The organism is Burkholderia sp. Bp9090 (genome assembly GCF_003857985.1).
In the GTDB taxonomy this organism is placed as follows: domain Bacteria; phylum Pseudomonadota; class Gammaproteobacteria; order Burkholderiales; family Burkholderiaceae; genus Burkholderia.
Genome location: NZ_QTPV01000044.1, coordinates 43,864 through 68,325 on the forward strand (window position 1 = coordinate 43,864; position 24,462 = coordinate 68,325).

The 24,462-nt window shown below is 69.5% G+C and carries 22 protein-coding genes; 8 read left to right on the top strand and 14 right to left on the bottom strand.

Translation table 11 applies throughout. From position 1 onward, the window contains the following. Positions 1-109: 109 nt before the first annotated feature. Positions 110-274, top strand: a complete 165-nt coding sequence (locus DIE16_RS36785; protein WP_185735532.1) for a hypothetical protein — start codon at positions 110-112, stop codon at positions 272-274. A gap of 3 nt (positions 275-277) precedes the next feature. On the opposite strand, the gene yjfF is transcribed toward DIE16_RS36785, so the two are convergent. The 4 genes from yjfF to DIE16_RS29475 all read right to left on the bottom strand — a co-directional run bounded on the left by yjfF (position 278) and on the right by DIE16_RS29475 (position 4,984). Continuing rightward, entirely contained in the window at positions 278-1,405 is a 1,128-nt protein-coding gene (yjfF, locus tag DIE16_RS29460; protein ID WP_124489103.1) for a galactofuranose ABC transporter, permease protein YjfF, read from the bottom strand. Then, on the bottom strand, positions 1,402-2,442 hold the full coding sequence (locus DIE16_RS29465; RefSeq protein ID WP_124489104.1) for an ABC transporter permease: 1,041 nt from the start codon (positions 2,440-2,442) through the stop codon (positions 1,402-1,404). Before DIE16_RS29465 ends, yjfF begins: the two co-directional genes overlap by 4 nt. Further along, positions 2,439-3,953, bottom strand: a complete 1,515-nt coding sequence (locus DIE16_RS29470; RefSeq protein WP_124893937.1) for a sugar ABC transporter ATP-binding protein — start codon at positions 3,951-3,953, stop codon at positions 2,439-2,441. The genes DIE16_RS29465 and DIE16_RS29470 overlap by 4 nt, the downstream gene beginning before the upstream one ends. A 68-nt stretch (positions 3,954-4,021) precedes the next feature. After that, positions 4,022-4,984, bottom strand: a complete 963-nt coding sequence (locus DIE16_RS29475) for an ABC transporter substrate-binding protein (RefSeq protein WP_124523762.1) — start codon at positions 4,982-4,984, stop codon at positions 4,022-4,024. Between the two features lie 475 nt (positions 4,985-5,459). Between DIE16_RS29475 and DIE16_RS29480 the strand changes: the two genes are divergently transcribed. Then, the gene (locus DIE16_RS29480; RefSeq protein WP_124893940.1) at positions 5,460-6,524 is read left to right on the top strand and encodes a DNA topoisomerase IB; all 1,065 of its coding nucleotides are present in this window, start codon (positions 5,460-5,462) and stop codon (positions 6,522-6,524) included. 28 nt (positions 6,525-6,552) lie between these two features. Here DIE16_RS29480 and pqqE read toward each other — a convergent pair whose 3' ends face one another. The 6 genes from pqqE to DIE16_RS29510 all read right to left on the bottom strand — a co-directional run bounded on the left by pqqE (position 6,553) and on the right by DIE16_RS29510 (position 12,055). Beyond that, complete coding sequence (pqqE, locus tag DIE16_RS29485) at positions 6,553-7,671, bottom strand: pyrroloquinoline quinone biosynthesis protein PqqE (RefSeq protein WP_124523763.1); 1,119 nt, start codon at positions 7,669-7,671, stop codon at positions 6,553-6,555. A gap of 7 nt (positions 7,672-7,678) precedes the next feature. After that, positions 7,679-7,960 carry a pyrroloquinoline quinone biosynthesis peptide chaperone PqqD gene (gene pqqD, locus DIE16_RS29490; protein WP_044849078.1) on the bottom strand — a complete coding sequence of 94 codons (282 nt, stop codon included), beginning with the start codon at positions 7,958-7,960 and terminating at the stop codon, positions 7,679-7,681. Then, positions 7,957-8,676, bottom strand: coding sequence for a pyrroloquinoline-quinone synthase PqqC (gene pqqC / locus DIE16_RS29495; protein ID WP_124489109.1), 720 nt, complete (start codon positions 8,674-8,676; stop codon positions 7,957-7,959). Before pqqC ends, pqqD begins: the two co-directional genes overlap by 4 nt. 2 nt (positions 8,677-8,678) lie before the next feature. Then, positions 8,679-9,602, bottom strand: a complete 924-nt coding sequence (gene pqqB / locus DIE16_RS29500) for a pyrroloquinoline quinone biosynthesis protein PqqB (RefSeq protein WP_124571957.1) — start codon at positions 9,600-9,602, stop codon at positions 8,679-8,681. A gap of 64 nt (positions 9,603-9,666) precedes the next feature. Beyond that, entirely contained in the window at positions 9,667-9,741 is a 75-nt protein-coding gene (gene pqqA, locus DIE16_RS29505) for a pyrroloquinoline quinone precursor peptide PqqA (RefSeq protein ID WP_006410019.1), read from the bottom strand. A 292-nt stretch (positions 9,742-10,033) separates the two neighbouring features. Beyond that, positions 10,034-12,055 (bottom strand): sigma-54-dependent Fis family transcriptional regulator, encoded by a 2,022-nt coding sequence (locus DIE16_RS29510; protein WP_124893938.1) that lies wholly within the window; start codon positions 12,053-12,055, stop codon positions 10,034-10,036. Between the two features lie 324 nt (positions 12,056-12,379). On the opposite strand from DIE16_RS29510, the gene DIE16_RS29515 reads away from it, so the two are divergent. Then, complete coding sequence (locus DIE16_RS29515; protein ID WP_124646674.1) at positions 12,380-13,375, top strand: alpha/beta fold hydrolase; 996 nt, start codon at positions 12,380-12,382, stop codon at positions 13,373-13,375. Here DIE16_RS29515 and DIE16_RS29520 read toward each other — a convergent pair. The 4 genes from DIE16_RS29520 to DIE16_RS37320 form a co-directional block, all read right to left on the bottom strand. Continuing rightward, entirely contained in the window at positions 13,360-15,660 is a 2,301-nt protein-coding gene (locus tag DIE16_RS29520; protein WP_124646675.1) for a TonB-dependent receptor, read from the bottom strand. The two genes, DIE16_RS29515 and DIE16_RS29520, sit on opposite strands and share 16 nt — an antisense overlap. An 89-nt stretch (positions 15,661-15,749) precedes the next feature. Further along, positions 15,750-16,178, bottom strand: coding sequence for a biopolymer transporter ExbD (locus DIE16_RS29525; protein ID WP_124646676.1), 429 nt, complete (start codon positions 16,176-16,178; stop codon positions 15,750-15,752). Then, positions 16,175-16,891, bottom strand: a complete 717-nt coding sequence (locus DIE16_RS29530; protein WP_124893939.1) for a MotA/TolQ/ExbB proton channel family protein — start codon at positions 16,889-16,891, stop codon at positions 16,175-16,177. Before DIE16_RS29530 ends, DIE16_RS29525 begins: the two co-directional genes overlap by 4 nt. Positions 16,892-16,901: 10 nt before the next feature. After that, positions 16,902-17,783, bottom strand: a complete 882-nt coding sequence (locus tag DIE16_RS37320) for an energy transducer TonB (protein ID WP_260434472.1) — start codon at positions 17,781-17,783, stop codon at positions 16,902-16,904. 652 nt (positions 17,784-18,435) lie between these two features. On the opposite strand from DIE16_RS37320, the gene DIE16_RS29540 reads away from it, so the two are divergent. The 5 genes from DIE16_RS29540 to DIE16_RS29560 all read left to right on the top strand — a co-directional run. Continuing rightward, entirely contained in the window at positions 18,436-20,163 is a 1,728-nt protein-coding gene (locus tag DIE16_RS29540) for a methanol/ethanol family PQQ-dependent dehydrogenase (protein ID WP_044849070.1), read from the top strand. Between the two features lie 82 nt (positions 20,164-20,245). After that, complete coding sequence (locus DIE16_RS29545; protein WP_124523774.1) at positions 20,246-21,502, top strand: c-type cytochrome; 1,257 nt, start codon at positions 20,246-20,248, stop codon at positions 21,500-21,502. A 76-nt stretch (positions 21,503-21,578) separates the two neighbouring features. Beyond that, entirely contained in the window at positions 21,579-21,896 is a 318-nt protein-coding gene (locus tag DIE16_RS29550) for a high-potential iron-sulfur protein (RefSeq protein WP_124489117.1), read from the top strand. Between the two features lie 16 nt (positions 21,897-21,912). Then, the gene (locus DIE16_RS29555) at positions 21,913-23,766 is read left to right on the top strand and encodes a sigma-70 family RNA polymerase sigma factor (protein WP_124893942.1); all 1,854 of its coding nucleotides are present in this window, start codon (positions 21,913-21,915) and stop codon (positions 23,764-23,766) included. A 207-nt stretch (positions 23,767-23,973) separates the two neighbouring features. Beyond that, a partial coding sequence (locus tag DIE16_RS29560) for an acetyl-coenzyme A synthetase N-terminal domain-containing protein (RefSeq protein ID WP_409364469.1) occupies positions 23,974-24,462 on the top strand: 489 nt, incomplete at its 3' end.

Sequence of the window (24,462 nt, forward strand, 5' to 3'; positions counted from 1 at the left end):
TCCGGCGGTCGTCCCCAAACACTCGTGACGGCCGGCGCGGCGCTCGACGAACCGGCCGTGCTCGCCGGCAACGGCCGCCTTGCCGATATCGTGGCATGACTCGACGAGCATGCATGTGGCGTTCGTGCAGGCGGTACGGGAGCCGCTCGATGCGCCGGATCTGCACGCGATCGAGCGGCTGACCGCGTTGCTGAAACACATCGGCATCGCCGATGCGTCGAAACATACGCCGTTCAACGCCGAACCGGAGATGGATATGCCCGAACCTGCATAACCGTCACCGGCGCGCCGCCGACGGCGTGAAGCGCCACACCCGCAAAACCCGCCGCATCGTCGACACCAGCGCCGCATCGTCACCCGGCGCAGCCGACCCGGCCTGCGCGACTTCCCGCTTGCGCCGTTTCGGATCGAGCCCGGTGCCGCCGCTCCGCCGCCGCGCCGCATGCCGCTCGATGATCCGCTGCAGCAGGCAGAACACGCACAGCAGCGCGCCGATCACGATCCGCGTCCACCACGAGCTCAGCGTGCCGTCGAACGTGATCAGCACCTGGATCGTGCCGAGGATGCCGACGCCGAACACCGAGCCGATCACGTACCCAACTCCGCCGGTGAGCAGCGTGCCGCCGATCACGGTCGCGGCGATCGCATCGAGTTCCATGCCCTGCGCCTGCAGCCCATAGCCGGACAGCACGTACAGCGTGAACACCACGCCGCCGAGCGCCGAACAGAAGCCGCTCAGCGCATACACGCCGACCTTGGTGCGCGCGACCGGCAGCCCCATCAGCAGCGCCGAGCGCTCGTTGCCACCGATCGCATACACGTTGCGGCCGAAGCGCGTGAAATGCGCGACGTAGACCGCGGCGGCCAGCGTCGCGAGCGCGATCAGCGCGCCCGCGCTCAGCGTCCCACCGCCCGCCGGCACGCTGATGCCCGCGAGCGCATGAAAGGTCGGCTCGTTGATCGTGATCGACTGCGTCGTGATCAGGAAGCACGCTCCGCGCGCGAGAAACATCCCGGCCAGCGTGACGATGAACGGCTGCAGCCGGAAGTAATGAATCAGCGCGCCCATCGCCGCACCGTACAACGCGCCGAACACGAGCACGAGCGGCACGATCGCCCAGACGGGCCAGTGCCATCGCTCGGCGCCGACCGCGCAGAAGATCGTTGTCAGAGCAACGACCGAGCCGACCGACAGGTCGATGCCGCCCGACACGATCACGAACGTCATCCCGATCGCGACGATCAGCAGGAATGCGTTGTCGACGAGCAGCCCGGTCAGCACCTGCATCGAGAAGAAACCCGTATACATCACGGATCCGAAGCCGAACAGCGCGGCGAACAGCACGATCGTCACGACGATCGGCAGCGTGCGCGGGTCGGCGAGCCGTGCGAGGAATCGGTTCATCGCGGCGTCGCTCCGGTGGTGGCGCGCGAACGCGCGGAAGGCAGCAGCCGCGACGCGTGCCGGACGACCAGCGCGCGCGCCGCGTCCGACTGGATCAGCGTCACGACGATCACGACCATCGCCTTCACGACGAGCGTCGCCTCCGGCGGCACGCCGATCGAATAGGTCGTGTAGGTGAGTGTCTGGATGATCAGCGCGCCGAGCACGGAGCCGGCGAGGCTGAAGCGGCCGCCGAGCAGCGACGTGCCGCCGAGCGTCACCGCGAGGATCGCGTCGAGCTCGAGCAGCAGCCCCGCGTTGTTGCCGTCGGCGCTGCGCACGTTCGAGCTGGCGAGGATCCCGGCGAGCGCCGACATCACGCCGGAGCACAGATACACGCCGAACACGACCGCCCCCGCGCGCAAGCCCACGAGCCGCGTCGCGACCGGATTCACGCCGATCGCGCGGATGAACAGGCCGAGCGCCGTACGGTTCACCAGCAGCGCGCTCGCCGCGATCGTCGCAAGCGCGATCCAGACCGCGCACGGCACGGCCGCGAGATAGCCGCCGCCGAGTGCAAGGTAGCCGGGCGCACCGATCGGGATGATCTGCCCGCCGGTCAGCAGCTGCGCGATGCCGCGTCCGGCGACCATCAGGATCAGCGTCGCGATGATCGGCTGCATCCCGACGAACGCGACGAGCACGCCGTTCCATGCGCCGGCGAGCAACCCGACGCCGAGCGCGGCGGCGAGCGCCGTGCCGACCCGCGCCGGATCGCCGTCGAGCACGATCGCCGCGGCGGCGCCCGCGATCGCGACGATCGCACCGACCGAGATGTCGATCCCGCGCGTCGCGATCACGAGCGTCATGCCGAGCGACACGATCACCAGCGGCGCCGCGCGATTCAGGATGTCGACCGGCGCGCCGAACAGGTGACCGTCGAGCAGCGCGATCGCCAGGAAGCCCGGCCGGTGCGCGACGTCGAGCGCGAACAGCAGCGCGAGCGTCAGCACCGGCCACACGAGCGGATGACGAAGCAATCCACGGAGCCGCATCATGACCGGCCTCCCGCAATCAGTTGGTACACGTGTTCCTCCGACGCGTCGGCACCGGTCAGTTCGGCGACCTTGCGGCGGTCGCGCAGCACCGCGATCCGGTGGCTCACGCGCACCACTTCGCTGATCTCCGACGAGATGAACAGGATCGCGAGCCCTTGCGCGCACAGCGCGAGCACGCGCTCCATGATGTCGAATTTCGCGGCGACGTCGATGCCGCGGGTCGGCTCGTCGAGGATCAGCAGCTTCGGCTCCGTCGCGAGCCAGCGCGCGAGCAGCACTTTCTGCTGGTTGCCGCCCGACAGCAGCCCGATCGGCTGCTCCGCGTCGCGCGCCTTGATGCCTAGCCGCGCGATGTACGTGTCGGCGAGCTCGCGCTGGCGCGCACGGCTGATCAGCCGCCACCAGCCGCGCCGCGCCTGCAGCGCGAGGACGATGTTCTCGCGGATCGACAGCGCCGCGACGATGCCCTCCTTCTTGCGATCCTCCGGGCAATACGCGATCCCGTTGCGGACCGCGTCGTGCGGCGACGCGAGCCGCTTGCGCGCGCCGTCGATCTCGATCGCGCCGGTGTCGGTGCGCTCGGCCGCGAACGCGAGCCGCGCGGTCTCCGTGCGCCCCGAGCCGAGCAGCCCGGCCAGTCCGACGATTTCGCCGGGCCGCACGTCGAGATCGAGCGGGCTCACCATCCCGCGCCGGCCGACCTGCCGCATCGACAGGAACGGCGCAGCTGCATCGGCATCGCGCTGCACGGCCGCCGCGCCCGCCTGCAGCGTGCCGGACATCGGCTCACGGCCGGTCATCTTCGCGACCAGCACGTCGACCGGCAGGTCGCGCGCGAGGTACTCGCCCTCGCGCTCGCCGTTGCGCATCACGGTGATCCGGTCGGACACCGCGTAGGTCTGTTCGAGAAAGTGCGTGACGAACAGGATCGCGATGCCCGACGCCTTCAGCCGGCGCAGCACGTCGAACAGCCGCGCGACCTCGCCGTCGTCGAGGCTCGACGTCGGTTCGTCCAGAATCAGCACGCGCGCGTCGACCGACACGGCCCGCGCGATCGCGACCATCTGCTGCACCGCGATCGGATACGCGTCGAGCGAGCGCGTGACGTCGAGCGACAGGTCGAGCTCGGCGAGCGCATCGCGTGCCCGCGCGTGGATCGTCTTCCAGTCGATCGCGCCGCGCCGCATCGGCTGCCGGCCCGCGAAGATGTTCTCCGCGACCGACAGGTTCGCGCACAGGTTCACTTCCTGGTACAGCGTCTGGATCCCGGCCGCCTCGGCCTCGCGCGGCGCGGCGAAACTCACCGGCGCACCGCCGACGCGAATCTCGCCCACGTCGTGCGCGTGCACGCCGGTCAGCACGTTGATCAGCGTCGACTTGCCGGCGCCGTTCTGGCCCATCAGCGCGTGGATCTCGCCCGGAAACAGCCGGAAGTTCACGCGCTGCAGCGCGTGGACACCCGGAAACGCCTTGTCGATGCCGATCATCTCGACCACCGGCGGACTCGTCATGGATCGCCCTCGATTCGAAGCGGCGGCCGGACGGCGGCGAACGCGCCGCCGTCCGCGTGCGCCGGGATTCAGTACTTGCGGGTCGGCAGCACCTGCGCCGCGACGCTCATCGGGAACACCGTCTCGTTCGTGACGATGCGCTTCGGCAGCTGCTTGCCGGCGACCACGTCCTTCACCGCGGTCATCAGCTGCGGGCCGAGCAGCGGGCTGCATTCGACGTCGACGTTGATCTTGCCGGCGACCATCGCCTGGAAGCCGCCCTTGGTCGCATCGAACGACACGACGCTCACGTCCTTGCCGGGCTTGATGCCGGCCTCTTCCATCGCCTGGATCGCGCCGAGCGCCATGTCGTCGTTGTGCGCGTAGACGACGTTGATCTGCTTGCCGTAGGTCTTCGCGAACGCTTCCATCACCTGCTTGCCGCCGGCGAGCGTGAAGTCGCCGCTTTGCGACGCGATCACCTTGAACTTCGGATTGTTCTTGATCACTTCGAGCAGGCCCGCGCGGCGGTCGTTGGCGGGCGCCGAGCCGACCGTGCCCTGCAGCTCGACGATGTTGACCGGGCCCGCATCGTTCCTGTAGCGCTCTTCCAGCCAGTGGCCCGCGCGCCGCCCTTCCTCGAGGAAGTCCGAACCGATCATCGTCACGTACAGCGACGGATCCTTCACGTCGACGCCGCGATCGGTCAGGATCACCGGAATACGGGCCGCCTTCGCTTCGGTCAGCACCGGCTCCCAGCCCGACTCGACGACCGGCGAGAACGCGATCACGTCGACCTTCTGCGCGATGAACGAGCGGATCGCGCGGATCTGGTTCTCCTGCTTCTGCTGCGCGTCCGAGAATTTCAGGTTGATGCCGGCTTCCTTCGCCGCGCCCTTCACCGACACGGTGTTCGCGGTGCGCCACGCGCTTTCCGCGCCGACCTGCGAGAACCCGAGCGTGATCGGCTTTTGCTGCGCGTGCGCGCCGGTGGCCAGCACCGTCGCCGCGGCGACGATCGCGCCGGCCGCCAGCTTCCTGATGAATGTCATGGTCCGTCTCCGATGGTGTCGTTGTATGCCGCGGCGCCGGCCTGGCGCGGTGCCGTGTCGTGCTGTTGTGGTTCTGCGTGGCACGGGCGCGGTTCGGGGCGAGGCGGCCCGGCCGTTGCGGCCGGCCCGAGATGTACGCCCCGGATCAGTCTAGGAACAAGTCCGATAACCTTCCAATGAAATATTGGATTGAAGCGATATCGGTATCGGCATACGTATAAACACCTAAGCGGGCGGGGCCGCGTCGTGAAATGAACTCGGGGCGATCAACGAGAACGCCACATGGATTGTTTTTCTCCATGATCGGCCGGCGCAACGGTAACGGCATGGCGCCGCAAGCACGGCGCACGCTTCTTGCTGTCACGCTCCGAATCGCGCGAACCACAAGGAGAAGACGATGCCAGCAGCAGCGACGAGCGGAGCCCGCCGCGCCGATGCGCGGATCAACCGCGCGCGTCGATCGACGCATCGCAGCATGAAGACGCGCACGCCCCGCGCGGCACCTCCGGACGCGGACGTGTCCGCCGCGCCGCTGCGCCACGTCGACGACCGGCGCCCCGGCTACACGCGCCGGCGGCTGCGCAACGGCTTCGCGTACTACGCGCCGGACGGCACGCGGATCCGCGACGCCGACGAGATCGCCCGCATCAACGCGCTCGCGATTCCGCCCGCTTACACCGACGTGTGGATCTGCACGGACCCGCGCGGCCATTTGCAGGCGACGGGGCGCGACGCGCGCGGACGCAAGCAGTATCGTTATCACCCGCAGTGGCGCGAGACGCGCGACGCGAACAAGTACGCACGGATGGCTGAATTCGCCCGCGCGCTGCCGCGCATCCGCGCACGCGTCGCGCGCGATCTCGCGCTGCCCGGCATGCCGCGCGCGAAGATCGTCGCGACGGTCGTCCGGCTGCTCGACACGACGCTCGCGCGGGTCGGCAACGCCGAGTATGCGCGCGAGAACGCGTCGTACGGGCTGACGACGCTGCGCAAGCGCCACGTGACGATCGGTCCCGGACAGGTGCGGCTGCGCTTCACGGGCAAGAGCGGGATCGAGCACGACGTGACGGTCGACGACCCGCGCGTCGGCCGCATCGTGCGCCGTTGCGCGGAGCTGCCGGGACACGAGCTGTTCCAGTATCTGGACGAAGACGGCACGCGCCATTCGGTCGGCTCGTGCGACGTGAACGACTATCTGCGCGACGCAGCGGGCGCGGCGTTCACGGCCAAGGATTACCGGACGTGGGCAGGCAGCGTGCAGGCGCTGGCGTTGCTGCGGCGCGTGCCGCAGCAGGACGTCGCGCACGCCAGCAAGCAGATCGTCGAAACGGTGCGCACCGTCGCCGAGGTCTTGCGCAACACGCCGGCCGTGTGCCGGCGCTGCTACATTCATCCGGTGGTGCTCGATACGTTCGAGGCCGGGATGCTCGCGGCGCTGCAGGTGCGCCGCACGCCGAGGGGGCTGCGCGTCGACGAAGCGGCGTTCGCGGCGCTGCTCGAGCAGGCGGCGCGGCAAGCGGTCAAGCGGTCGAACAAGTGAGGCTCACCGACATGCCGCCCGCTGCCGCTCAGCTCGCGATCGAATTCGCAATACTGCGAAAGATCAGCGGCCGCTCGTCCTCGCGCCCTGCCCGCCGCGCGAACTGCACGACCTGTTCGACCCGGCCGTGATGTTCGGACTTCGCGCAGACCGGATCGGCCTGCGCCGGATCGCCGGCCAGCATGTACGCCTGGCAGCGGCACCCGCCGTGATCCGTGTGACGCTCGTCGCAGGTGCGGCACGGATCGCGCATCCACCCGTCGCCGCGAAACGCGTTGAATGCGTCGCTGTCGTACCAGATCTCCTGCAGCGACCGGTCGCGCACGTTCGGCAGCGCGAGGCCCGGCAACCCGCGCGCGGCATGGCACGGCAGCGCGGTGCCGTCCGGCGCGACGCCGAGGAACACCGAGCCCCAGCCGTTCATGCAGGCCTTCGGCCGCTGCTCGAAGTAGTCGGGCACGACGAACAGGATCTTGCACCGTTCGCCGACGAGCTTCCGGTAGCGGTTGACCGTTTCCTCCGCTTCGCGCAACTGTTCGGCGGTCGGCATCAGCTGGTCGCGATTCAGCATCGCCCAGCCGTAATACTGCGTGTTGGCAAGCTCGAGAAAATCCGCGCCGAGGTCGAGCGCCATCTCGATGATCTGGCCGACGTGCGGCAGGTTGTACCGGTGCAGCACGCAGTTCAGCACCATCGGATAGCCATGCGACTTGATCAGCCGCCCGACGCCGCGCTTGAGGTCGAACGTGCGCGTGCTGGTCAGGAAGTCGTTCAGCTCGCGCGTCGAATCCTGCAGCGACAACTGGACATGATCGAGCCCGGCCGCCTTGAGCCGGCCGATGCGCGTGGCATTCAGGCCCACGCCCGACGTGATCAGGTTGGTATAGAAACCCAGCGACCGCGCATGCTCGACCAGCACCTCCAGATCGTCGCGCTGCAGCGGTTCGCCGCCGGAAAAGCCGATCTGCGCGGCGCCGAGCGCGCGCGCGTCGCTGATCACCGTGCGCCACGCGTCGGTGTCGAGCTCCGCGCCGTGCGTCGCGAAGTCGACGGGGTTGTAGCAGAACGCGCAGTGCAGCGGACAGCGGTACGTGAGCTCGGCGAGCAGCCACAGCGGCGCGCTCGGGCGGTTCGGAGGCGGTGTCATGTCCATGTCAGTCGAGCCAGCCGCGCAGTCGCGCATGATCGAGGAAGCGATAGACGTCCGACGCGAGATCCGACGTGCTGAACAGCCGCTCGAGCTCGTCGATGATGTCGTCGAGCTCGCGCTTGCCGTCGCAGCGCGCGAGGATCTCGCCCGCGCTCGGGTTGAGCCGGACCATGCCTTCCGGATACAGGAGCACGTACGCATCCTGGGCCGCCTCCCACTGCAGGCGGTACATACCCCTCAGCGCGGGGCGCAGCGGCACGCCGCTGACGGCTTCGTTGGAGTTCATGCGGGGTACGCCTTTTCAATCGCGTCGAGAATCGACCACAGCACATCCAGCTTGAACGACAGGATGTCTAGCGCGCGCCGCTGCGCGTCCGGTGTCGTGAAATGGCTCAGCGTCACCGCGAGCCCGTGTTCGACGTCGCGCTGCGCCAGCGGCACGCGGCTGCGGAAATACTGCAGCCCGTCCGCCTCGATCCACGGATAGTGGGATGGCCAGCCCGCGAGCCGGTCGAGGTGGATCTGCGGCGCGAACATCTCGGTCAGCGACGAGCACACGGCCTCCTGCCACGGCGCGTGCCGCGCGAAATTGACGTAGGCGTCGACCGCGAACCGCACGCCGGGCAGCACGTGCGCGAGCGACCACAGCTCCGCGCGCTCGATGCCGACCGCCTCGCCGAGCCGCGCCCAGGCCTCGATCCCGCCTTCCTGGCCGCCGTGACCGTCGTGGTCGAGAATCCGCTCGACCCACAGCCGGCGCGTGTCGCGGTCCGGGCAGTTGGACAGGATCGCCGCGTCCTTCAGCGGAATGCTGACCTGATAGTAGAAGCGGTTCGCGACCCAGCCGCGGATCTGCGCCGGCGAGCACGCGCCGGTGTTCAAGCGCCGGTTGAACGGATGATGGATGTGGTAGCGCGATTCGAGCGCGCGCAGGCGCGCCTCGAACTCCTGCGCACTCCAGGGCGTCGCGTGCAACGCGGCGGCGGGAATCGGTGCGTTCATGGTCAGACCTCGAATTGCATGCCGTCGTGGGCGACCTCGATGCCGTGCTCGCGCAACTGCGCGCACTGCGCGGAACCTGGGTCGAGAATCGGATTCGTGTTGTTGATGTGCGTGAGGACCTTGCGCGTGTGCGCCGGCAACTGCCGCAACTGCTCGATCATCCCGGGCCGCGCCGCGTCGCCGCACTGCGCGAGATGCCCCATGTCGGCCGCGTGCTTCGACGACAGGCCGAGGTCGATCATCTCGGTGCCGGTCCAGAAGGTGCCGTCCACCAGCACGAGATCGGCGTCGCGCATCGCGGCGCGCGCGCCGTCGTCGACGTCGGCGAGCCCCGGCGCGTAGAACGCGTGCCGGCCGGTCGCCGTATCTTCGATCAGGAGTGCGATGTTGTCGCCCGGCACGCTCGCCTCGCGGCGCGGCGAATACGGCGGCGGCTTGCTGTCGACCGGCACGGCGGTGAAGCGAAGACCGCCGGCGCCCGCGATCGCGAACGGCTGGCCCGGCGCGATCGGGTGGACGTCGACCCCGCAGTAGTGGCCGAGCAGCGGCACGAGCGGCAGCCCGGTCGACAGATCGTCGAGCACCGGTGCGCTCGCGTACAGCGGCAGCGGCGACGTGCGTTCGCGCAGCATCAGCAGGCCCGTCACGTGATCGATCTGCGCGTCGCACAGCACGACGGCGACGATCGCGCTGTCGCGGATCGCGCGGGCGGGCTGCAGGTCGGGGGCGGCGCGCAGTTGCGCGAGGATGTCCGGCGACGCGTTCACCAGCACCCAGTCGCTGCCGTCGCCGCTGACGGCGATCGACGATTGCGTGCGCGGCACGATGCCGTCGGTGCCGGCCCGCGCGCGACGGCAGTTGCCGCAGTTGCAGTTCCATTGCGGCAGTCCGCCGCCGGCGCCCGAGCCGAGTATCTTGATCTTCATCTGCGTGTGCTCCGGGTGCCGCCCGCATCGTGTCCGTCGATGCGGGCGGCACTGCGCGCGTCGATCAGCGGTTGGCGATGTACATCGTGATTTCGAAACCGAAACGCAGGTCGGTATAAGCCGGGGTGGTCCACTGCATGATGTGTCTCCTTGTTGAGTTGGTGAGTCGAACAAACCGCATCGATCGAGCGGCCGATACCCATTCAGCAAGGAGCGTGCCGGGGCCGGATTTGCGTCGCGCGGCGGTGTGCGCAGGCGTGCGGCCACCGCCGGGTGGTCACGGCACCGAAATCCTTACGATTGACCGACATAAACATTTCAGAATCCGTCGAGCGACGGTTCACGATGCGCGCGGCCTGGTGAGCAAGTGTTGAATCCTTGAACACCGGGTGTTGCAACCTGACACACCGGTGTGACAGTCGCGGCTTCCGTCAGGGTTCGTCCGGCTCCAGCGCATCCGGCCCGGCGGCCGGCATCTTGCGGTAGATCGTGTTGCGCGACACGCCGAGCGCGCGTGCGGCGGCGGACACGTTGCCGCCATGACGCGCGAGCGCGGCCGCGATCGCGGATGCGGCCACGTCCTGCAACCGCGCATCACCGGCCGCGGTCGCGTTCGCGAACGCGGGCACGGGCGCTTCCGCTGCGAGCGCTGGCGGCGCAGCGGCGCCCTGCGCCGCCGCGCCACAGTCGCGCCGCACGTCGTCGAAGAAGTCGTCCGGCAAATGCTCGCAGCGGATCTCGCAGTCGTCGTCGACCATCGCGGCCGCGGTGCGCAGCAGGTTCGCGAGCTGCCGGAAGTTGCCCGGCCACGCGCAACGCTCGAACAGCGCCATCACGTCGGGCGCGACGCTCAACGGCCGGCGGCCGGGCCCCGACAGCGTCTCCCGCTGCAGCATCTTCTGGACGACCACCGCGAGGTCCGTGCGGTCGCGCAGCGGCGGCAGCCGTACGACGAGGCCGTTGAGCCGGTAGTACAGGTCCTCGCGGAAGCGGTTCTGCGCGATCATCTCGCGCAGGTCGCGGTGGGTCGCGCAGATGATCGCGATGTCGACGCCGATCGCCTTCGTCGAGCCGAGCGGATTGACGATGCGCTCCTGCAGCACGCGCAGCAGCCGCACCTGCAGCGGATACGGCATGTCGCCGATTTCGTCGAGAAACAGCGTGCCGCCGTTGGCCTGCAGCAGCTTGCCGGTCGCGCCCTTGCGGCGGGCGCCGGTAAACGCGCCCTCCTCATAGCCGAACAATTCGGATTCGATCAGCGTCTCCGGAATCGACGCGCAGTTGACGGCGACGAACGGCCCGTCGCGGCGCGGCGAGTCGTTGTGGATCGCCTGCGCGAGCAGTTCCTTGCCGGTGCCGGTTTCGCCGGTGATCAGCACCGGAATGTCCTTGCCGATCACCTTGCGGACCTTCGCGATCACCGCCGCGACCTGCGGATCGCCGGTGTCGAGATAGCTGAGGCGCGACAGGCTTGCCGCGCCCTGCGCGGCAGGCGGCCGCGCGGCGGGGGCGGCGCCGTCGTGCACCTCGGCGGGCCGGCTGCCCTCGGCCCGCAACGCACGCCGGAACTGCACTCGCGCGCAGACCACCGCGCCGTTGCCGAGGTTCAGCGACACGTGCGGCTCGGTGCTCGCGCGCATCCGGTCGATCAGTTGCGCGCTCGTCACGTCGAACAGCGACGCGAGCGTATGCGCGCGCAGCGCGGCGAGCGGCATCCCGAGCTGGAACTGCGCGCTGCGGTTGGCCGACAGGAAGCGGCCGTCCGCGGTGAACGCGACGATCCCTTCCATCAGCGTGCCGAGGAATTCGGGGCGGCCGTGGAACGACACCTGCAGCGTCTCCTGGAAGGTCGTCGTGAACAGGTGGTTCTCGATCATCTGCACCGACATCTTCGCGAGCGCCATCGTGTGCTGGTGATAGCTGCGGTGGTCGCCCGTCACGTCGAGCACGCCGATCGCGTCGCCGTACGGATCGAGAATCGGCACGCTCGAGCAGGTCAGGAAATGGTTCGCGGCCAGGAAGTGCTGGTCGCCGTGCACGACCATCGGACACAGCTCCGCGAGCGCGGTGCCGATCGCGTTGGTGCCCTGCCGGTTCTCGGCCCAGTTCGCGCCGGGGCGCAGCGCGACCCGCTCCGCGCGCCGCAGGAAATCGTCGTCGCCGATCGAATGCAGGATCAGCCCTTCCGCATCGGTCAGCACGATCATGCTCTGCGTATTGACGATCTGCTCGTGCAGCGTCTCCATCACGGGCATCGCATGCACGCACAGCACGCGGTTCTGCTCGCGCTTGAGCGCCAGCGCGGCGCCGGACAGCAGGTCGTAGTCGGGACGTGCCGACGCCTGCAGGCCGAACGTCTCGGACCGCTCATGGGACTTCTGGATCGTCGGCGTCGGCCAGCCGGGCGCATGCGTGGCCCGTGCGTTGGCCGTCGGATGAACGTCATCGCGCATTGTCTCCTCCGGGGATCCTTCCGGTCGCTGCCGGACTCTTTGCCCTTGATGCAAGCAAACATCGGGCCACGACGGGATGCGCGCACGATCTGGTTTCGTTGCATCGCCGCGCCGACCGAAATTGAAAGGAAAATGAAATGACGGCACTGGCTTGCCGTCGATGCGGCGTCCCGAGCGCGTGATCGACGTGATAACGTGAAACGCACGCGTGCCGCCACCCGGACGAATCCCTATCTTCATCGCCGGCGCGAATCTGGCTTCATACGGGTCGGGCGCGGCCGCATCGCGCGATTGCCTTTCCCTCTCCGTCTATACCCGGCCGACATGTCGCCATCACGCAGCCAACGCTCCGCCCTCCCCGTGCGCCGCCTGTCCCGCGATGCATGCACGATCGCGTGGACTGAAGCCGGCAATCCGCGCGGCGCTCCGGTCGTCGTGCTGCACGGCGGGCCCGGCAGCGGCAGCCGGCCGGCCGTGCTGCACCTGTTCGACCTGACGCGCACACGCGTCGTGCTGGTCGACCAGCGCGGCGCGGGTGCGTCGACGCCGCGCGGCGGCCTGCGTCACAACGACACGATGCGACTGATCGGCGATCTCGACGCGCTGCGCGCGCGGCTCGGCATCACACGCTGGGGCGTCGTCGGCGGGTCGTGGGGCGCGGCGCTCGCGCTCGCCTACGCGGGACGGCATCCGTCGCGCGTCACCGGCGTCGTGCTGCGCGGGTTGTTCCTCACGTCTTCGCGCGAAGTGCGCGGCCTGTTCGTCGGTGCACGCGCACGGGCGCCGCGGGCCTGGCAGCGCCTGACGGCCGCCGCCGGCACCGCGCGCGCCGATCGCCTGATCGCCTGCTGCGCGCGGCGTCTCCAGCCGGGCGCCGGCGCGGCGCGGCAGCGCGCGGTCGCGCTCGCATGGAACGCGTATGAAGACGCGATCCTGACCGGGCGGCCGGCGCGCGGCGCGCGGCCGACGCAAGCCGCGATCGACCGGCTGATCGACAAGTACCGGATCCAGGCGCACTACCTGCAACGCCATTGCTGGCTCGGCGAACGCCGCTTGCTGGCGCTCGCCCGGCAGGCCGCGCAAGCCGGCGTGCCGATACATGCGGTGCACGGCACGCGCGACCGCGTGTGCCCGGTCGACAACGTCGATCGACTCTCGCGCGCGGTGCCGGCCGCCATCGTCGAGCGCGTGCCGGCCGGGCATCTCGCGAGCGATGCTGCGCTCGCGCGTGGCGTTGCCCACGCGGTACGCAAGATGCTCGACGTCACGGCGGCAGTCGCACCGCAACACGCCGAGCCGCCCGTTCAGTCCCACGCATAGCGCGCGCCGACCCACGCGCCGCGCGGCGCGCCCGGCCCGACGAACTGTTCGTTGACGGCATTGAACCCGTCGAACGAATGGTTAGGACCATTGAATACGTTCCGGCCGAGCATCCCGAAGCTCGCATAGCGCTTGTCGAGCAGGTTGGTCACCGACGCGAACAGTTGCAGCTGCTTCGTGACTTGCCAGGTCGTGTCGAGGTCGATGAGGAAATAGCCGGGCACCTTGCCATTTTCGTCCTGGTTGTTCTCGTCGCCGCGCGCGAACACGCCGCTGCGATACGTGATGCGGGTGCCGACGGTCCAAGTCGGCGTCGCCGCATAGTCGAGCCGCAGCTTCACGGTGCTCGACGGAATCCCCGGAATGCGGTCGCCGGAGCGGACGACGATGTTGCCGCGCGCATCGGCGCTCGAATTGCTCGCGCTGCTTTCGGTCCACGTCGAGCGGTAGCTGGCGTCGACATAGCTGTAGCTGATGCCGATGCCGAGCGGCCCGAGCCGCGTATGGCCCGCGAGTTCGAAGCCTTGCCGGCGCGTCTTGCCGACGTTCTGGAAATAACCGAGCGTGCTCGCGCCGCCGTTGCTGCTGATGAACTGGATGTCGTCGTCGAGCGTCGTGCGGTAGACGGCCGCGCTCCACGTCGTCGCCTGGCCCACCCGGCCGCGCGCGCCCAGCTCGATCGTCTTCGCGATCACGGGCTTTAGCGCCGGATCGGCGAGAAAGTCGTTCGGCAACGAGCACGGCGCGGCCGGATCGGCGCACGCGAGCTCGATCGCGGTCGGCGAGCGCATTCCTTCGTTGTACGTCGCATACGCGGTGAAGCCCGGCGCCGGATTCCACGTGACGCCGACGGCCGGATTGAACCGCGCGAACGTATGGCGCGCGGTCAGCAGCGGCTGCAGGCCGCTCACGTCCTCGATCGCCGCGCGCGACACGTTGTAGCGCCCGGCCAGCGTCAGCGACCATTGCCGCGTCAGCGCGAGCGTGTCGTCGAAGTAGACACCGTAGTTCGCGTTGCGCGTCTTCGCGCGCGTCGTCTGCGTGAAGTCGCCGATGCCGACCGTCGCGCGCGTCGCCGTGAACATCGCATCCTGCGACGATTGCTCGAACCCCGAGTTCGCGAGATCGGCGGATGCGCCCGCCACGAACTGGTTGTCCATGCCGGCGAGCTTGCCGAGCAGCGTCAGCTGCAGGTTCGTGCCGTAGCTGTCGGTCGCGATCACCGAGCGGGCGTTGGTCGCCTGCACGGTGTCGGTGGCGCCGCTGCCGTCGACGCTGCCGAAATCGTCGTTCACGTTGCTGCTGATGTTGGTGTTGCGATAGTGCCGGTAATAGACGTTGCCGCTCAGCTGCACGTGGTCGCCGAACGAATGGTCGCCCGCCACGGTGACGTACGCGGCGCTGTTGCGGTTCAGGTCGGGATAGGTGTAGGCCTGCGCGCGATTGTCGAGAAACGTGCGCGGAATCGTCTGCGAGCCTTGCAGCGCGTTGTCCGCGCCGCCGGCCGAGATCGACAGCGTCGTATCGGCGTCCGTGTAGCGCAGCTTGCCGAAGCCCTGCCGCACGCGGCTCGCGTTGTGATCGGCCCAGCCGTTGTCGTTCGCGACGTTGCCCGTCACGTAATAGTCGAGGTGGCTGCCGATGCGTCCGCCCTGCTCGATCTGCGCGGTCTTGCGTCCCCACGATCCGATCGATACCTGCGCGGCGCCGCCCGGGCTCGTCCTGCCGTTCTTCGTCGTGATCGCGAGCGCGCCGCCGAGCGTGTTGAGGCCGTAGGTCGGATTGGAACCGGGGATCAGCTGCATCGTGTCGATCGCCGCCTGCGGGATCAGATCCCAGTTCACGACGTCGCCGAACGGCTCGTTGACCCGCACGCCGTCGACGAACACCGACAGCCCCTGCGGCGTGCCGACCACCGGCGACGCGGTGAAGCCGCGGTAGTTCACATCCGTCTGGTACGGATTGCCCTGTGCCTCGTTGATGTCGACGCTCGAGACGTTCTTCTCGAAGTAGTCGGTCAGCACGCTGTCGTGCTGGCGCGCGAGGTCCTCGCCGCGAATCGTCTGCACGTTGGCCGGCACGCGCGAGAGCGGCGTGCCGATCCCGAGCAGCGGCGTCGTGCCGACGACGACGATCGGCGCGAGCGTCGGCGCATCGGCGTTGCCGGCCGGTTCGACCTGCGCCGACGCGGGCGCGAGCCAGCCGCCGAGCATGCCGCCGAAGCACAGCGTCACGCCCGCGCGCCGAGCGGCGAAGCGGCGCTTCGCCCCATCGGTTTCCTTCATCTCCACGTCTCCTCCATTCTTGTCTTTGCGTTTTTATATCGTTGTCCATATCGACAGGTCGACGCGTATCTCCGCTGACGTCGTTCGCTTCATGGCGCCGGCCCGGCAGCGCCGTCCGCCGTCGCGATCGCGACATGCGCAACACGCGCGCGTCCGATCGACGCGATGACGCCGGCCACGGTGCCGAACGGCTCGTTGCGGTCCGCGTGCAGGCTCACGCTCGTCTGCGGGTCGTGCGCGACGCGGCGTGCCAGCACGGCTTCGACCTCGGCCGGCGCGGCCGGCGTGCCGTCGATCCGGACCGCGCCGCGCGCGTCGACGGTCACGGTGACGGTCGCTGCACGCGGGTCGCGCGCGGGCGCGGCTGCCTTCGGCAGGTCGACGCGGATCGCATGCGTCATCAGCGGCGCCGCGACCATGAAGATCACCAGCAACACGAGGACGACGTCCACGAGCGGCGTCACGTTGATCTCGCCGAGCGGTTCGCCCGCGTCGGCTTCGCGCTCGTCCGTCCTCATACGGCCGCCCGGCGCACGCCCGCATTGCTTGCCGCCGGCAGCGCGGCATGCACCGGCGCGTCGATCCGGAAGCGGCGCTGTTCGGCCAGCGCGATCAGGTCCTGCCCGAACTCGTCGAGCCCGGCCGTCACGGTCTTGAGCTGCCGCAGGAACAGGTTGTAAGCCAGCACCGCCGGAATCGCGACGCCGATCCCGATCCCGGTCGCGACCAGCGCCTGGCCGATCGGCCCCGCGATCGCATCGATGCCGTTCGTGGCCGACGCCGTCATCGACTGCAACGTGTGGACGATGCCGAACACGGTGCCGAACAGCCCGACGAACGGCGCGACGTTCGCAATCGACGCGAGCACGGTGAGCCCGCGCTCGAGCGGCCGCCGTTCGCGCCGGATCGCGCGCGCGAGCGTGCGTTCGAGCAGGTCGCGGCGGTCCCACGCAACCAATGTGGCCGGGGCGTGCGGCTCGGGTGCGTCGAGATCGCGCAATGCGGCGCACACGGCGCGCTGCAGGCGCGCGTTGGAGCTGGCGGCCGCCTCGTCGTCCGTCGGCATCGACAGTGCCGCGCGATCGCCGCGGCCCGCGGCAAAGCGGCGGTTGCCGAGCGCGACGCGCGCATACAGCAGCGCCTTCACGGTGATCAGCGTCCAGGTGAGCGCCGACAGCACCGCAAGAAGCGCAAACGCACTGACAACCGCGTAGTGGATGTAGTCAGGCATGAAGGACTCCCTAGTTTCCGAGTTTGAACACGACCGGCACCCTGACCCAGCCGTCGATCGATTCCGTGCCGCGTTTCGCCGGCACGAAGCGCCAGTCCGTGACCGCCGCGACGGCCGCCTCGTCGAGCGCGTCGTGTCCGCTGCTCGCCGACAGCAGGACCTGGTCGGGCCGGCCGCTCGCGAGCACATGCACGTTCAGCAACGCGGTGCCTTCCCAGCCGCGCCGCTGCGCGACGTCCGGATAGTCGGGCGCGGGATTGCGCAGGTACGCAGCCGCGAACCGCGGTGCGGTGACGGGTTCGGGCGCGGTTGCCGATGGTGCGGCGGGCGCCGCGTGCGCAGGCACCGTCGCGGTATCGGCCGATGCGTGTGCGGCGGCCGGCGACGCCGGTTCCGGTACCGCCCCGGCTCGCTGCAATTCGCCGTCCGGCCGCGCCACGGCGGTTGCGGCCGGGGGCTGGCGCGAAGGACTTGTGCGATCGACCCGACGCGGCACCGTCGGGTTCGGCCGAATCTCCCGAGGCATGAACGTTTCGCGGCGCGCATGCGAAGGCCCCTGCACGGGAGGAACCGGTGTTGCGCCATCCGTACGGCGCTGCTCGCCCGGTTCGGCCACCCGCGCGGATTCGCTCGCGTCCACTTCGACGGCGAGCGCACGGGCTAGCGTCGGGCGTGCAGCGGGCACCCACGCATGCCACAGCGCGACCGTGATGGCCGCATGGACGGCGAATACCGCCAGCGCGACCGCGTGCAGCGGTTCGCGTGCGCGCACGGCCTGCGACATCGCGCTCGTCGCGGCATCCGCGCCGACCGGCGCGATGCCGTATGCGAGCGCAACCACGCGGCGGCGGTCGGACCTGCGATTGGCATCGAACGGCATCGGGACGGGCATGGTGGTTTCTCGCTGCGCGGAATCGTTGCCGGTTCGAACGGCAAGAAGCATGCCGATGCCCGCATCGCCCGGCCGGCGCAGGTTGAAGCCGCCACGCGTCGATATGCAACCGCCGACCTGTTGCAGTTCGTGCCACCGCTGTTGCACCTGTGTCAATTTGGATCAACGGTGCGGCGCTCGCGCAGTCGTATGCACGATCGTCGTTCGGATCGAGCGCGCCGCCGCGGGCGCGCGGTCCGTTGCATGCGTGCGTCGCACCGGGTAACGGCGCGCCATCGACTCACACAGTCGACGACGATCGCCGTCCCTGCGCCGCACCGTCATCCATTCAGGCATGCCCTCGCGCATGACCGCCGCGATTGGCCGTGCGCCACGTATCGCATGCGCGCGGCTCCCGTCCGCTCACGGCGTTGTCATGTTTCGCAACACTCGGCCCGCGGCTGTCCCCGAACGCAACACCCGCGGATCAGCCGCGCCGCGCCGCCCGCGTCGCCGCAACGCGCGCAATCGGCCGCTGCGCCTTGCGCGGCAAGGCGCGCGCCGCAGTGGCATGCGATTTGCGTGACTGGCTGCGCACTGGACCCGGATCCCCACCCTGCCGGCCCGGCCATGTGTTGGCCGCGGTGCGACCACAATGACTCAGGAGACAACCATGAAAAAACTCTCGGCTTCGACGAGCCGACTGGCAACGATCGGCATCGCGGCGGCGGCGGCGATCGCCTTGAATCCCGGCCTGGTGGACGCTGCCGCGGATTATCCGGCCGTCACGTATCAGCGGCTCACGGATGCACAACGCGATCCGGGCTGGCTCACCTACTACCGCACGTACAGCGGCCAGGCGCATTCGCCGCTCAAGCAGATCGACGCGTCGAACGTGAAGCAGCTCACGCAGGCGTGGAGCTACAAGTTTCCGGCCGAGCTGAAGCAGGGTTTCGAGGCCACGCCGATCGTCAACGGCCGCTACCTGTTCGTGACCACGCCGAAGGACAACGTGTATGCGTTCGACGCGGCCACCGGCGCACAGCTGTGGAAATACGAACCGAAGCTCGGCGCGGAATCGTTCAAGACGGCCTGCTGCGACGTCGTGAACCGCGGCGTCGCGCTATACGGCAAGAACGTCTACGTCGCGATGCTGAGCGGCGAGGTGGCCGCGCTCGACGCGCAGACCGGCGCGCTCGTGTGGAAGAAGCAGATGTTCGAACCAGGGCTCGGCTACGCGTTCTCGCTCGCCCCGCTCGCGCTCGACGGCGCGATCGTGGTCGGCAGCTCGGGCGGCGAATACGGCGCACGCGGCTTCATCGCGGCGCTCAGCCCGAACGACGGCACGCTGCTGTGGAAGCGCTTCACGATCCCCGGCCAGGGCGAGAAGCACGCCGATACCTGGCCCGACGGCATGCAGGCGCACGGCGGCGCACCGGCCTGGCTGACCGGCACCTACGACGCGGCGACGCGCACGCTGTACTGGGGCGTCGGCAACCCGGGGCCGTGGCTCGCAGACCTGCGGCCGGGCGACAACCTGTACTCCGATTCGCTGCTCGCGCTGGATCCGAAGAACGGCGACCTCAAGTGGCACTACCAGTACACCAAGCACGACACCTGGGACTACGACGGCGTCAACACACCGGTGCTCGCGACGATCAAGTACAAGGGCAAGGAACACGACGCGATCGTCCATGCCGACCGCAACGGCTACTTCCATGCGATCGACCGCGACACCGGCAAGCTGATCTATGCGGAGCCGTTCGTGAAGGCCACGTCGGTCACCGGCTACACGGAAGACGGCGCGCCGATCCAGGATCCCGCGAAGTATCCGAAGGTCGGCACGACGATCGACACGTGCCCGAGCTTCCTCGGCGGCAAGAACTGGTGGTCGATGTCGTACGACCCCGTGCGCCATCTCGCGATCGTCCCGGCGCTGCATGCGTGCATGAGCCTGTCGGGCAAGTCGGTCAACTACATGGAAGGGCTGCCGTATCTCGGCGAAGGCTTCGAGATCAAGCCGGAGCCGGGCAGCGAAGGCTACGGCGAACTCCAGGCGATCGACGTGAACACCGGCAAGAAGGTGTGGAGCCACTGGAGCAAGCTGCCGTGGAACGGCGGCGTCGCGACGACCGCCAGCGGCCTCGCGTTCAGCGGCTCGCTCGACGGCCACCTGTACGCGTTCGACGTGTCGACCGGCAAGGTGCTGTGGGAGAGCCCGAAGCTCGCGAGCGGGATCATCGCGCAGCCGTCCGTCTTCGAAGTCGACGGCAAGGAGTACGTAGCAGTGCTCGCCGGCTACGGCGGCGCCAACCCGATCTGGGGCGGCCCGATGGCCAAGGCGGCGGACGACGTGCCGCGCGGCGGCACGCTGTACGTGTTCGCCCTCGACCGCGGCTGATCGACGTCCGTTCAACCGCATCGCACCCGCGCCGCCGGCGCGGGTGCCGCCTCCCTTCTCCTTTTCAACCGAGCGTACGATCATGAACCTCCGACTTTCCCGCCTCGCCGTGGCCAGTGCGCTCGCGGCAGGCACGGCGCTGACCCCGGTGCCGTCCACGGCCGCGACGGCGGTACGCGTCTGCTCGCTGCCCGGCACGCCGACGGCCGCGCTCGACAAGGCGGTCGCCCGCGAGGTGTTCCGCACGGCCGGCATCGCCGCCAGCTTCGCCGCACACGACGCGGGCGGCAGCGACGACGACGGCGTATCCGCGCACGAACTGGCCGGCATCCTCGAACGCGATTGCGACGTGCTCGCCGGCTTCCCGCGCTCGGCCATCGCCGACGCATCCGACACGAAGCTGCTGTTCTCGCAGGGCTACCTGCGCTCGGGCTACGTGAGCGTCACGCGCCGCGACGCCGGCACGCCGCCGACCGGCCGGGAAATCGTCGCGGCCACCTACGCGAGCCCCGCGCAACTGATCGCGGTGCAGCAGAAGAACGCGCGCTTCGATCTCGAGAACACGTCCGAGCAAACAGTCGACGCGGTCGCCCGCGGCCGCGCGCATCGCGCGATCGTCTGGTATCCGGCGGTCGTCGCGTACCAGGCCGCGCATCCGAAACAGGCGTTCCGCATCGGCGCGACCGCGTCGCCGTATGCGGAGTGGCAGCTCACGTTCGCGTTCGCGCCGCGCTCGGCCGCGTTGCAGCAGCGGATCGACGCGGCACTCACGCGGATGAAGGACAACGGCCGGCTGGCCGCGCTGACCCGCAAGTGGGCACTGCCCGGCAGCGCGCTCGAAGCGCACCAGTCGAGCACGCCGTCGCGTTTCCTCGACGGCGCGACGGCGAGCGCAGGCCGCGCGCCCGGTAGCCTGCTGCGCGCGCGCAACGTGCCCGCAGGCGGCTTCATCCGCGTCGCCGCGAGCACCGGCGACGCCGCGCCGACGTTCGACGCGGCCCAGGTCGCACACGGCAAGGAAATCTACGGCAATGCGTGCGCGAAGTGCCACGGCGCCGACCTCGAAGGCAACACCGCGCCCGCGCTGAGCGGCCCGTCGTTCGCGCCGCTGTCGCATTCGCACCTGACGATCGGCGGCGTGTTCGGCTACATGGCGACCAACATGCCGGCGGACCAGCCCGGCAAGCTGAAGGACGAAGACTACGCGGACCTGATGGCCTTCCTGCTCGCGTCGAACGGCTATGCCGCCGGCAAGAGCAAGCTGACGGCCGATACCGCCCACGCATCGACCGCGCCGCTCATCGCCGGTCCCGCCGCGCACAAGGACGCGAGCCAGTAACACCGGGGCAAGCGGCTCCGCCACGCGATGCGGGCCGCGCCCTTCCCCACGATTTCATCTTCACCAGGAAACGACCGTGACGTACCCGACCTCCCGCAGAACCTTCATCATCCATACCATCGGCCTGTGCGCGACGCTCGCCGCCGCACGCACGGCACTCGCGGCGCCGCCGCTCGTCGACGAGAACGACGCCGCCGCGAAGACGCTCGGCTATCGCGCGCGTGCGTCCAGCGTCGACGCCGCGCAGTTCCCGAAATACCAGGCCGGCCAGCGCTGCGTGAACTGCCGCTTCTACAAGGGCGAAGCGGCGGATGCCGCCGGCACGTGTCCGATGTTCGGCGGCAAGCTGGTCGCGGCGGACGGCTGGTGCAACGTGTATGCGAAGCGCGCGTGACGCGTCGCGCGACGGGATGCCGGCGCGGCACGCACCGGCGCCCGCGGCCGGCATCGACGACGGCGCGCCGCCGCACGCCGTCGCGCATCTGCACGCGCTGATCGCGACCGGCCTGTCGCGCGGCTTCGTCACGCGCGGCGACATCATCGACGCGCTGCCCGACGACGATGCGGGCGACAGCGGCATCGATGCCGCCGCCGCGGTGCTCGCCGAACTCGGCATCGCGGTGTGCGACAGCGCCGATACCGCGAGCGGCTGGACGCTCGACCGCTACTTCCGGCCCGCGCCGCCCGCGCGTGCATGGGCCGACGGCGCCGGCACGCTCGCCGCGGCCGACCTGCTCGCGCCGCGCACGACCGACCCGGTCCGGCTGTACCTGCGCGAGATGGGCACGACACCGCTCCTCACGCGCGACGAGGAATTCACCTACGCGCAGCGCATCGAGCGCGGCCGCGCGGCGTCGGTCGCGGTGCTGTGCGGCGATCCCGATGCACTCGACGCGCTGGTGTCGATCCGCACCGAGATCGCCGAATGCCGGACCGCCGCATCGACCTACGTGATCTTTCTCGCCGACGGCCCGCGCGACGACCGCCCGGCGGACAGGGTCAATGCGGACGCTACGGCCGCTTCCACCGGCGAACCCGCACGCGACGACGAGACGCCACCGGAGGATTCGGCCTGGCGCGACGCCGTCGTGGCACGGCTCGCCCGCATCGACGCGCTCGCCGGCGGCATGCGCGCGGCGCTGCTGTCGGGCGGCAGCGCTTCCGCCGCGTATCGCGCGCAAGTCCGCGACGTCGCGGCGCTGCTCGGCACGGTGAGCCTGTCCGCCCGCGCACTCGAACGGATGAGCGAACCGTTGCGCAAGCGCGCATGCCGGCAGCGCGCGCTGCGGGGCCGGCTGGCGCGGATGCTGGCCGACGTGGGCGTCCCGCCGTCGTTTGCGCGGTCGACCGACGACGACCACGCGGGCTGGCTCGCGTCGTGCATCGCCGCCCATCCGGCCTGCGGGCCGACGCTGACGCGGCGCGCGGCCGAGTTCGTCGACGCACGCGCCGCGATCGTGCGCGATGCCCCGGCGTCGGCGCTGCCGCCCGGCGCGACCGCGTCGCTCGATGCGCGGCTCGCCGCGATCGAGCGCGCGATGCAGCCGGCGAGGACCGGACTGTTCGACGCGAACCTCCGGCTCGTCGTGTCGATCGCGAAGCGCTATCCCGATCGCGGCCTGGCGTTCGCCGACCTGATCCAGGAAGGCAACATCGGCCTGTTGAAGGCGATCGAGCGCTACGACTACCGGCGCGGTTTCCGTTTCTCGACCTACGCGACCTGGTGGATCCGGCAGGCGATCACGCATGCGCTCGCCGACCTCGGCCGCACGATCCGCGTGCCGACGCATACGGTCGACGCGCTGAACAAGCTGACGCGGCTCGCGCGCGAGCATCGGCAACGCACGGGCACGGCCGCGACGCCGGCCGAACTGGCCGTCCACATGGGCGAGCCGGTCGACAAGGTGCGCGACCTGATGGCGATCGTGAAGGAGCCGGTGTCGGCGGATTTGCCGGTGTCGCCGGAAGGCGACATGACGTTCGCCGACGTCGCGCCCGACCTGTCGTCGCCGTCGCCCGAAGACGCGGCCGGCGCCGCCCAGTTGCGCCATACGATCGCCGCCGCGATCGACCGGCTGCCGTCGCGCGAGGCGACGGTCCTGCGGTTGCGCTACGGACTGCACGCGGACGAAGGCTGCTCGCTGCGCGACATCGGCCGCCAGTTGAACCTGTCCGCCGAACGCGTGCGGCAGATCGAGGCGTCGGCGCTCGCGCGGCTTCGCGCATCCGACGCGCTCGGCACGCTCCGGTCGTTCATCGCGTAGCGCGGCGTCCGGCCAGCGGCGTGCACGCCGCGTATCGTGTGCCGTGTTGACGCCTGCAACACCCGCTGCTGCATTTCGACGCAACGCGCAGGCCGGCAAGCGCACCGAGTGCCTGGTCTTTTTATGCTTTGCACTGCATATCGATCTACGTGAACCGCACTGCAACGCGCACGCACGCCGCTCCGGCCGAATACCCGTTCGATTGGCATGCAAGTTGCGTTTCAACAGTCAGGCCGCACACCAACAATTTCCACGGAGAACACCTTGACTGCCCTCGTATCGATCCTGCAGGAACACCGAATCTTCGAACCGTCGGCCGACGCACGCGAGCGCGCCAACATCTCCGGCATGCCGGCCTACCGCGCGCTGGCCGCCGAAGCCGAGCAGGATTACGAAGGCTTCTGGGCGCGTCTCGCGCGCGAGGGCCTCAGCTGGCACAAGCCGTTCACGAAGGTGCTCGACGAGAGCGACGCGCCGTTCTACAAGTGGTTCGACGACGGCGAACTCAACGCGTCGTACAACTGCCTCGACCGCCACGTCGAAGCCGGCAACGGCGAGCGCGTCGCCGTGATCTTCGAGGCCGACGACGGCACCGTCACGCGCGTCACCTATGCCGAGCTGCTGGCACGCGTGTCGCGCTTCGCGAACGCGCTGAAGAAACGCGGGATCGGCAAGGGCGATCGCGTCATCATCTAT

Bases quoted from the DNA above. Each gene is read 5' to 3' on its own strand.
- DIE16_RS36785 (WP_185735532.1), top strand. From the start codon at position 110: ATGCATGTGGCGTTCGTGCAGGCGGTACGGGAGCCGCTCGATGCGCCG.
- yjfF (WP_124489103.1), bottom strand. From the start codon at position 1,405: ATGAACCGATTCCTCGCACGGCTCGCCGACCCGCGCACGCTGCCGATC.
- DIE16_RS29465 (WP_124489104.1), bottom strand. From the start codon at position 2,442: ATGATGCGGCTCCGTGGATTGCTTCGTCATCCGCTCGTGTGGCCGGTG.
- DIE16_RS29470 (WP_124893937.1), bottom strand. From the start codon at position 3,953: ATGACGAGTCCGCCGGTGGTCGAGATGATCGGCATCGACAAGGCGTTT.
- DIE16_RS29475 (WP_124523762.1), bottom strand. From the start codon at position 4,984: ATGACATTCATCAGGAAGCTGGCGGCCGGCGCGATCGTCGCCGCGGCG.
- DIE16_RS29480 (WP_124893940.1), top strand. From the start codon at position 5,460: ATGAAGACGCGCACGCCCCGCGCGGCACCTCCGGACGCGGACGTGTCC.
- pqqE (WP_124523763.1), bottom strand. From the start codon at position 7,671: ATGACACCGCCTCCGAACCGCCCGAGCGCGCCGCTGTGGCTGCTCGCC.
- pqqD (WP_044849078.1), bottom strand. From the start codon at position 7,960: ATGAACTCCAACGAAGCCGTCAGCGGCGTGCCGCTGCGCCCCGCGCTG.
- pqqC (WP_124489109.1), bottom strand. From the start codon at position 8,676: ATGAACGCACCGATTCCCGCCGCCGCGTTGCACGCGACGCCCTGGAGT.
- pqqB (WP_124571957.1), bottom strand. From the start codon at position 9,602: ATGAAGATCAAGATACTCGGCTCGGGCGCCGGCGGCGGACTGCCGCAA.
- DIE16_RS29510 (WP_124893938.1), bottom strand. From the start codon at position 12,055: ATGCGCGATGACGTTCATCCGACGGCCAACGCACGGGCCACGCATGCG.
- DIE16_RS29515 (WP_124646674.1), top strand. From the start codon at position 12,380: ATGTCGCCATCACGCAGCCAACGCTCCGCCCTCCCCGTGCGCCGCCTG.
- DIE16_RS29520 (WP_124646675.1), bottom strand. From the start codon at position 15,660: ATGAAGGAAACCGATGGGGCGAAGCGCCGCTTCGCCGCTCGGCGCGCG.
- DIE16_RS29525 (WP_124646676.1), bottom strand. From the start codon at position 16,178: ATGAGGACGGACGAGCGCGAAGCCGACGCGGGCGAACCGCTCGGCGAG.
- DIE16_RS29530 (WP_124893939.1), bottom strand. From the start codon at position 16,891: ATGCCTGACTACATCCACTACGCGGTTGTCAGTGCGTTTGCGCTTCTT.
- DIE16_RS37320 (WP_260434472.1), bottom strand. From the start codon at position 17,783: ATGCCCGTCCCGATGCCGTTCGATGCCAATCGCAGGTCCGACCGCCGC.
- DIE16_RS29540 (WP_044849070.1), top strand. From the start codon at position 18,436: ATGAAAAAACTCTCGGCTTCGACGAGCCGACTGGCAACGATCGGCATC.
- DIE16_RS29545 (WP_124523774.1), top strand. From the start codon at position 20,246: ATGAACCTCCGACTTTCCCGCCTCGCCGTGGCCAGTGCGCTCGCGGCA.
- DIE16_RS29555 (WP_124893942.1), top strand. From the start codon at position 21,913: ATGCCGGCGCGGCACGCACCGGCGCCCGCGGCCGGCATCGACGACGGC.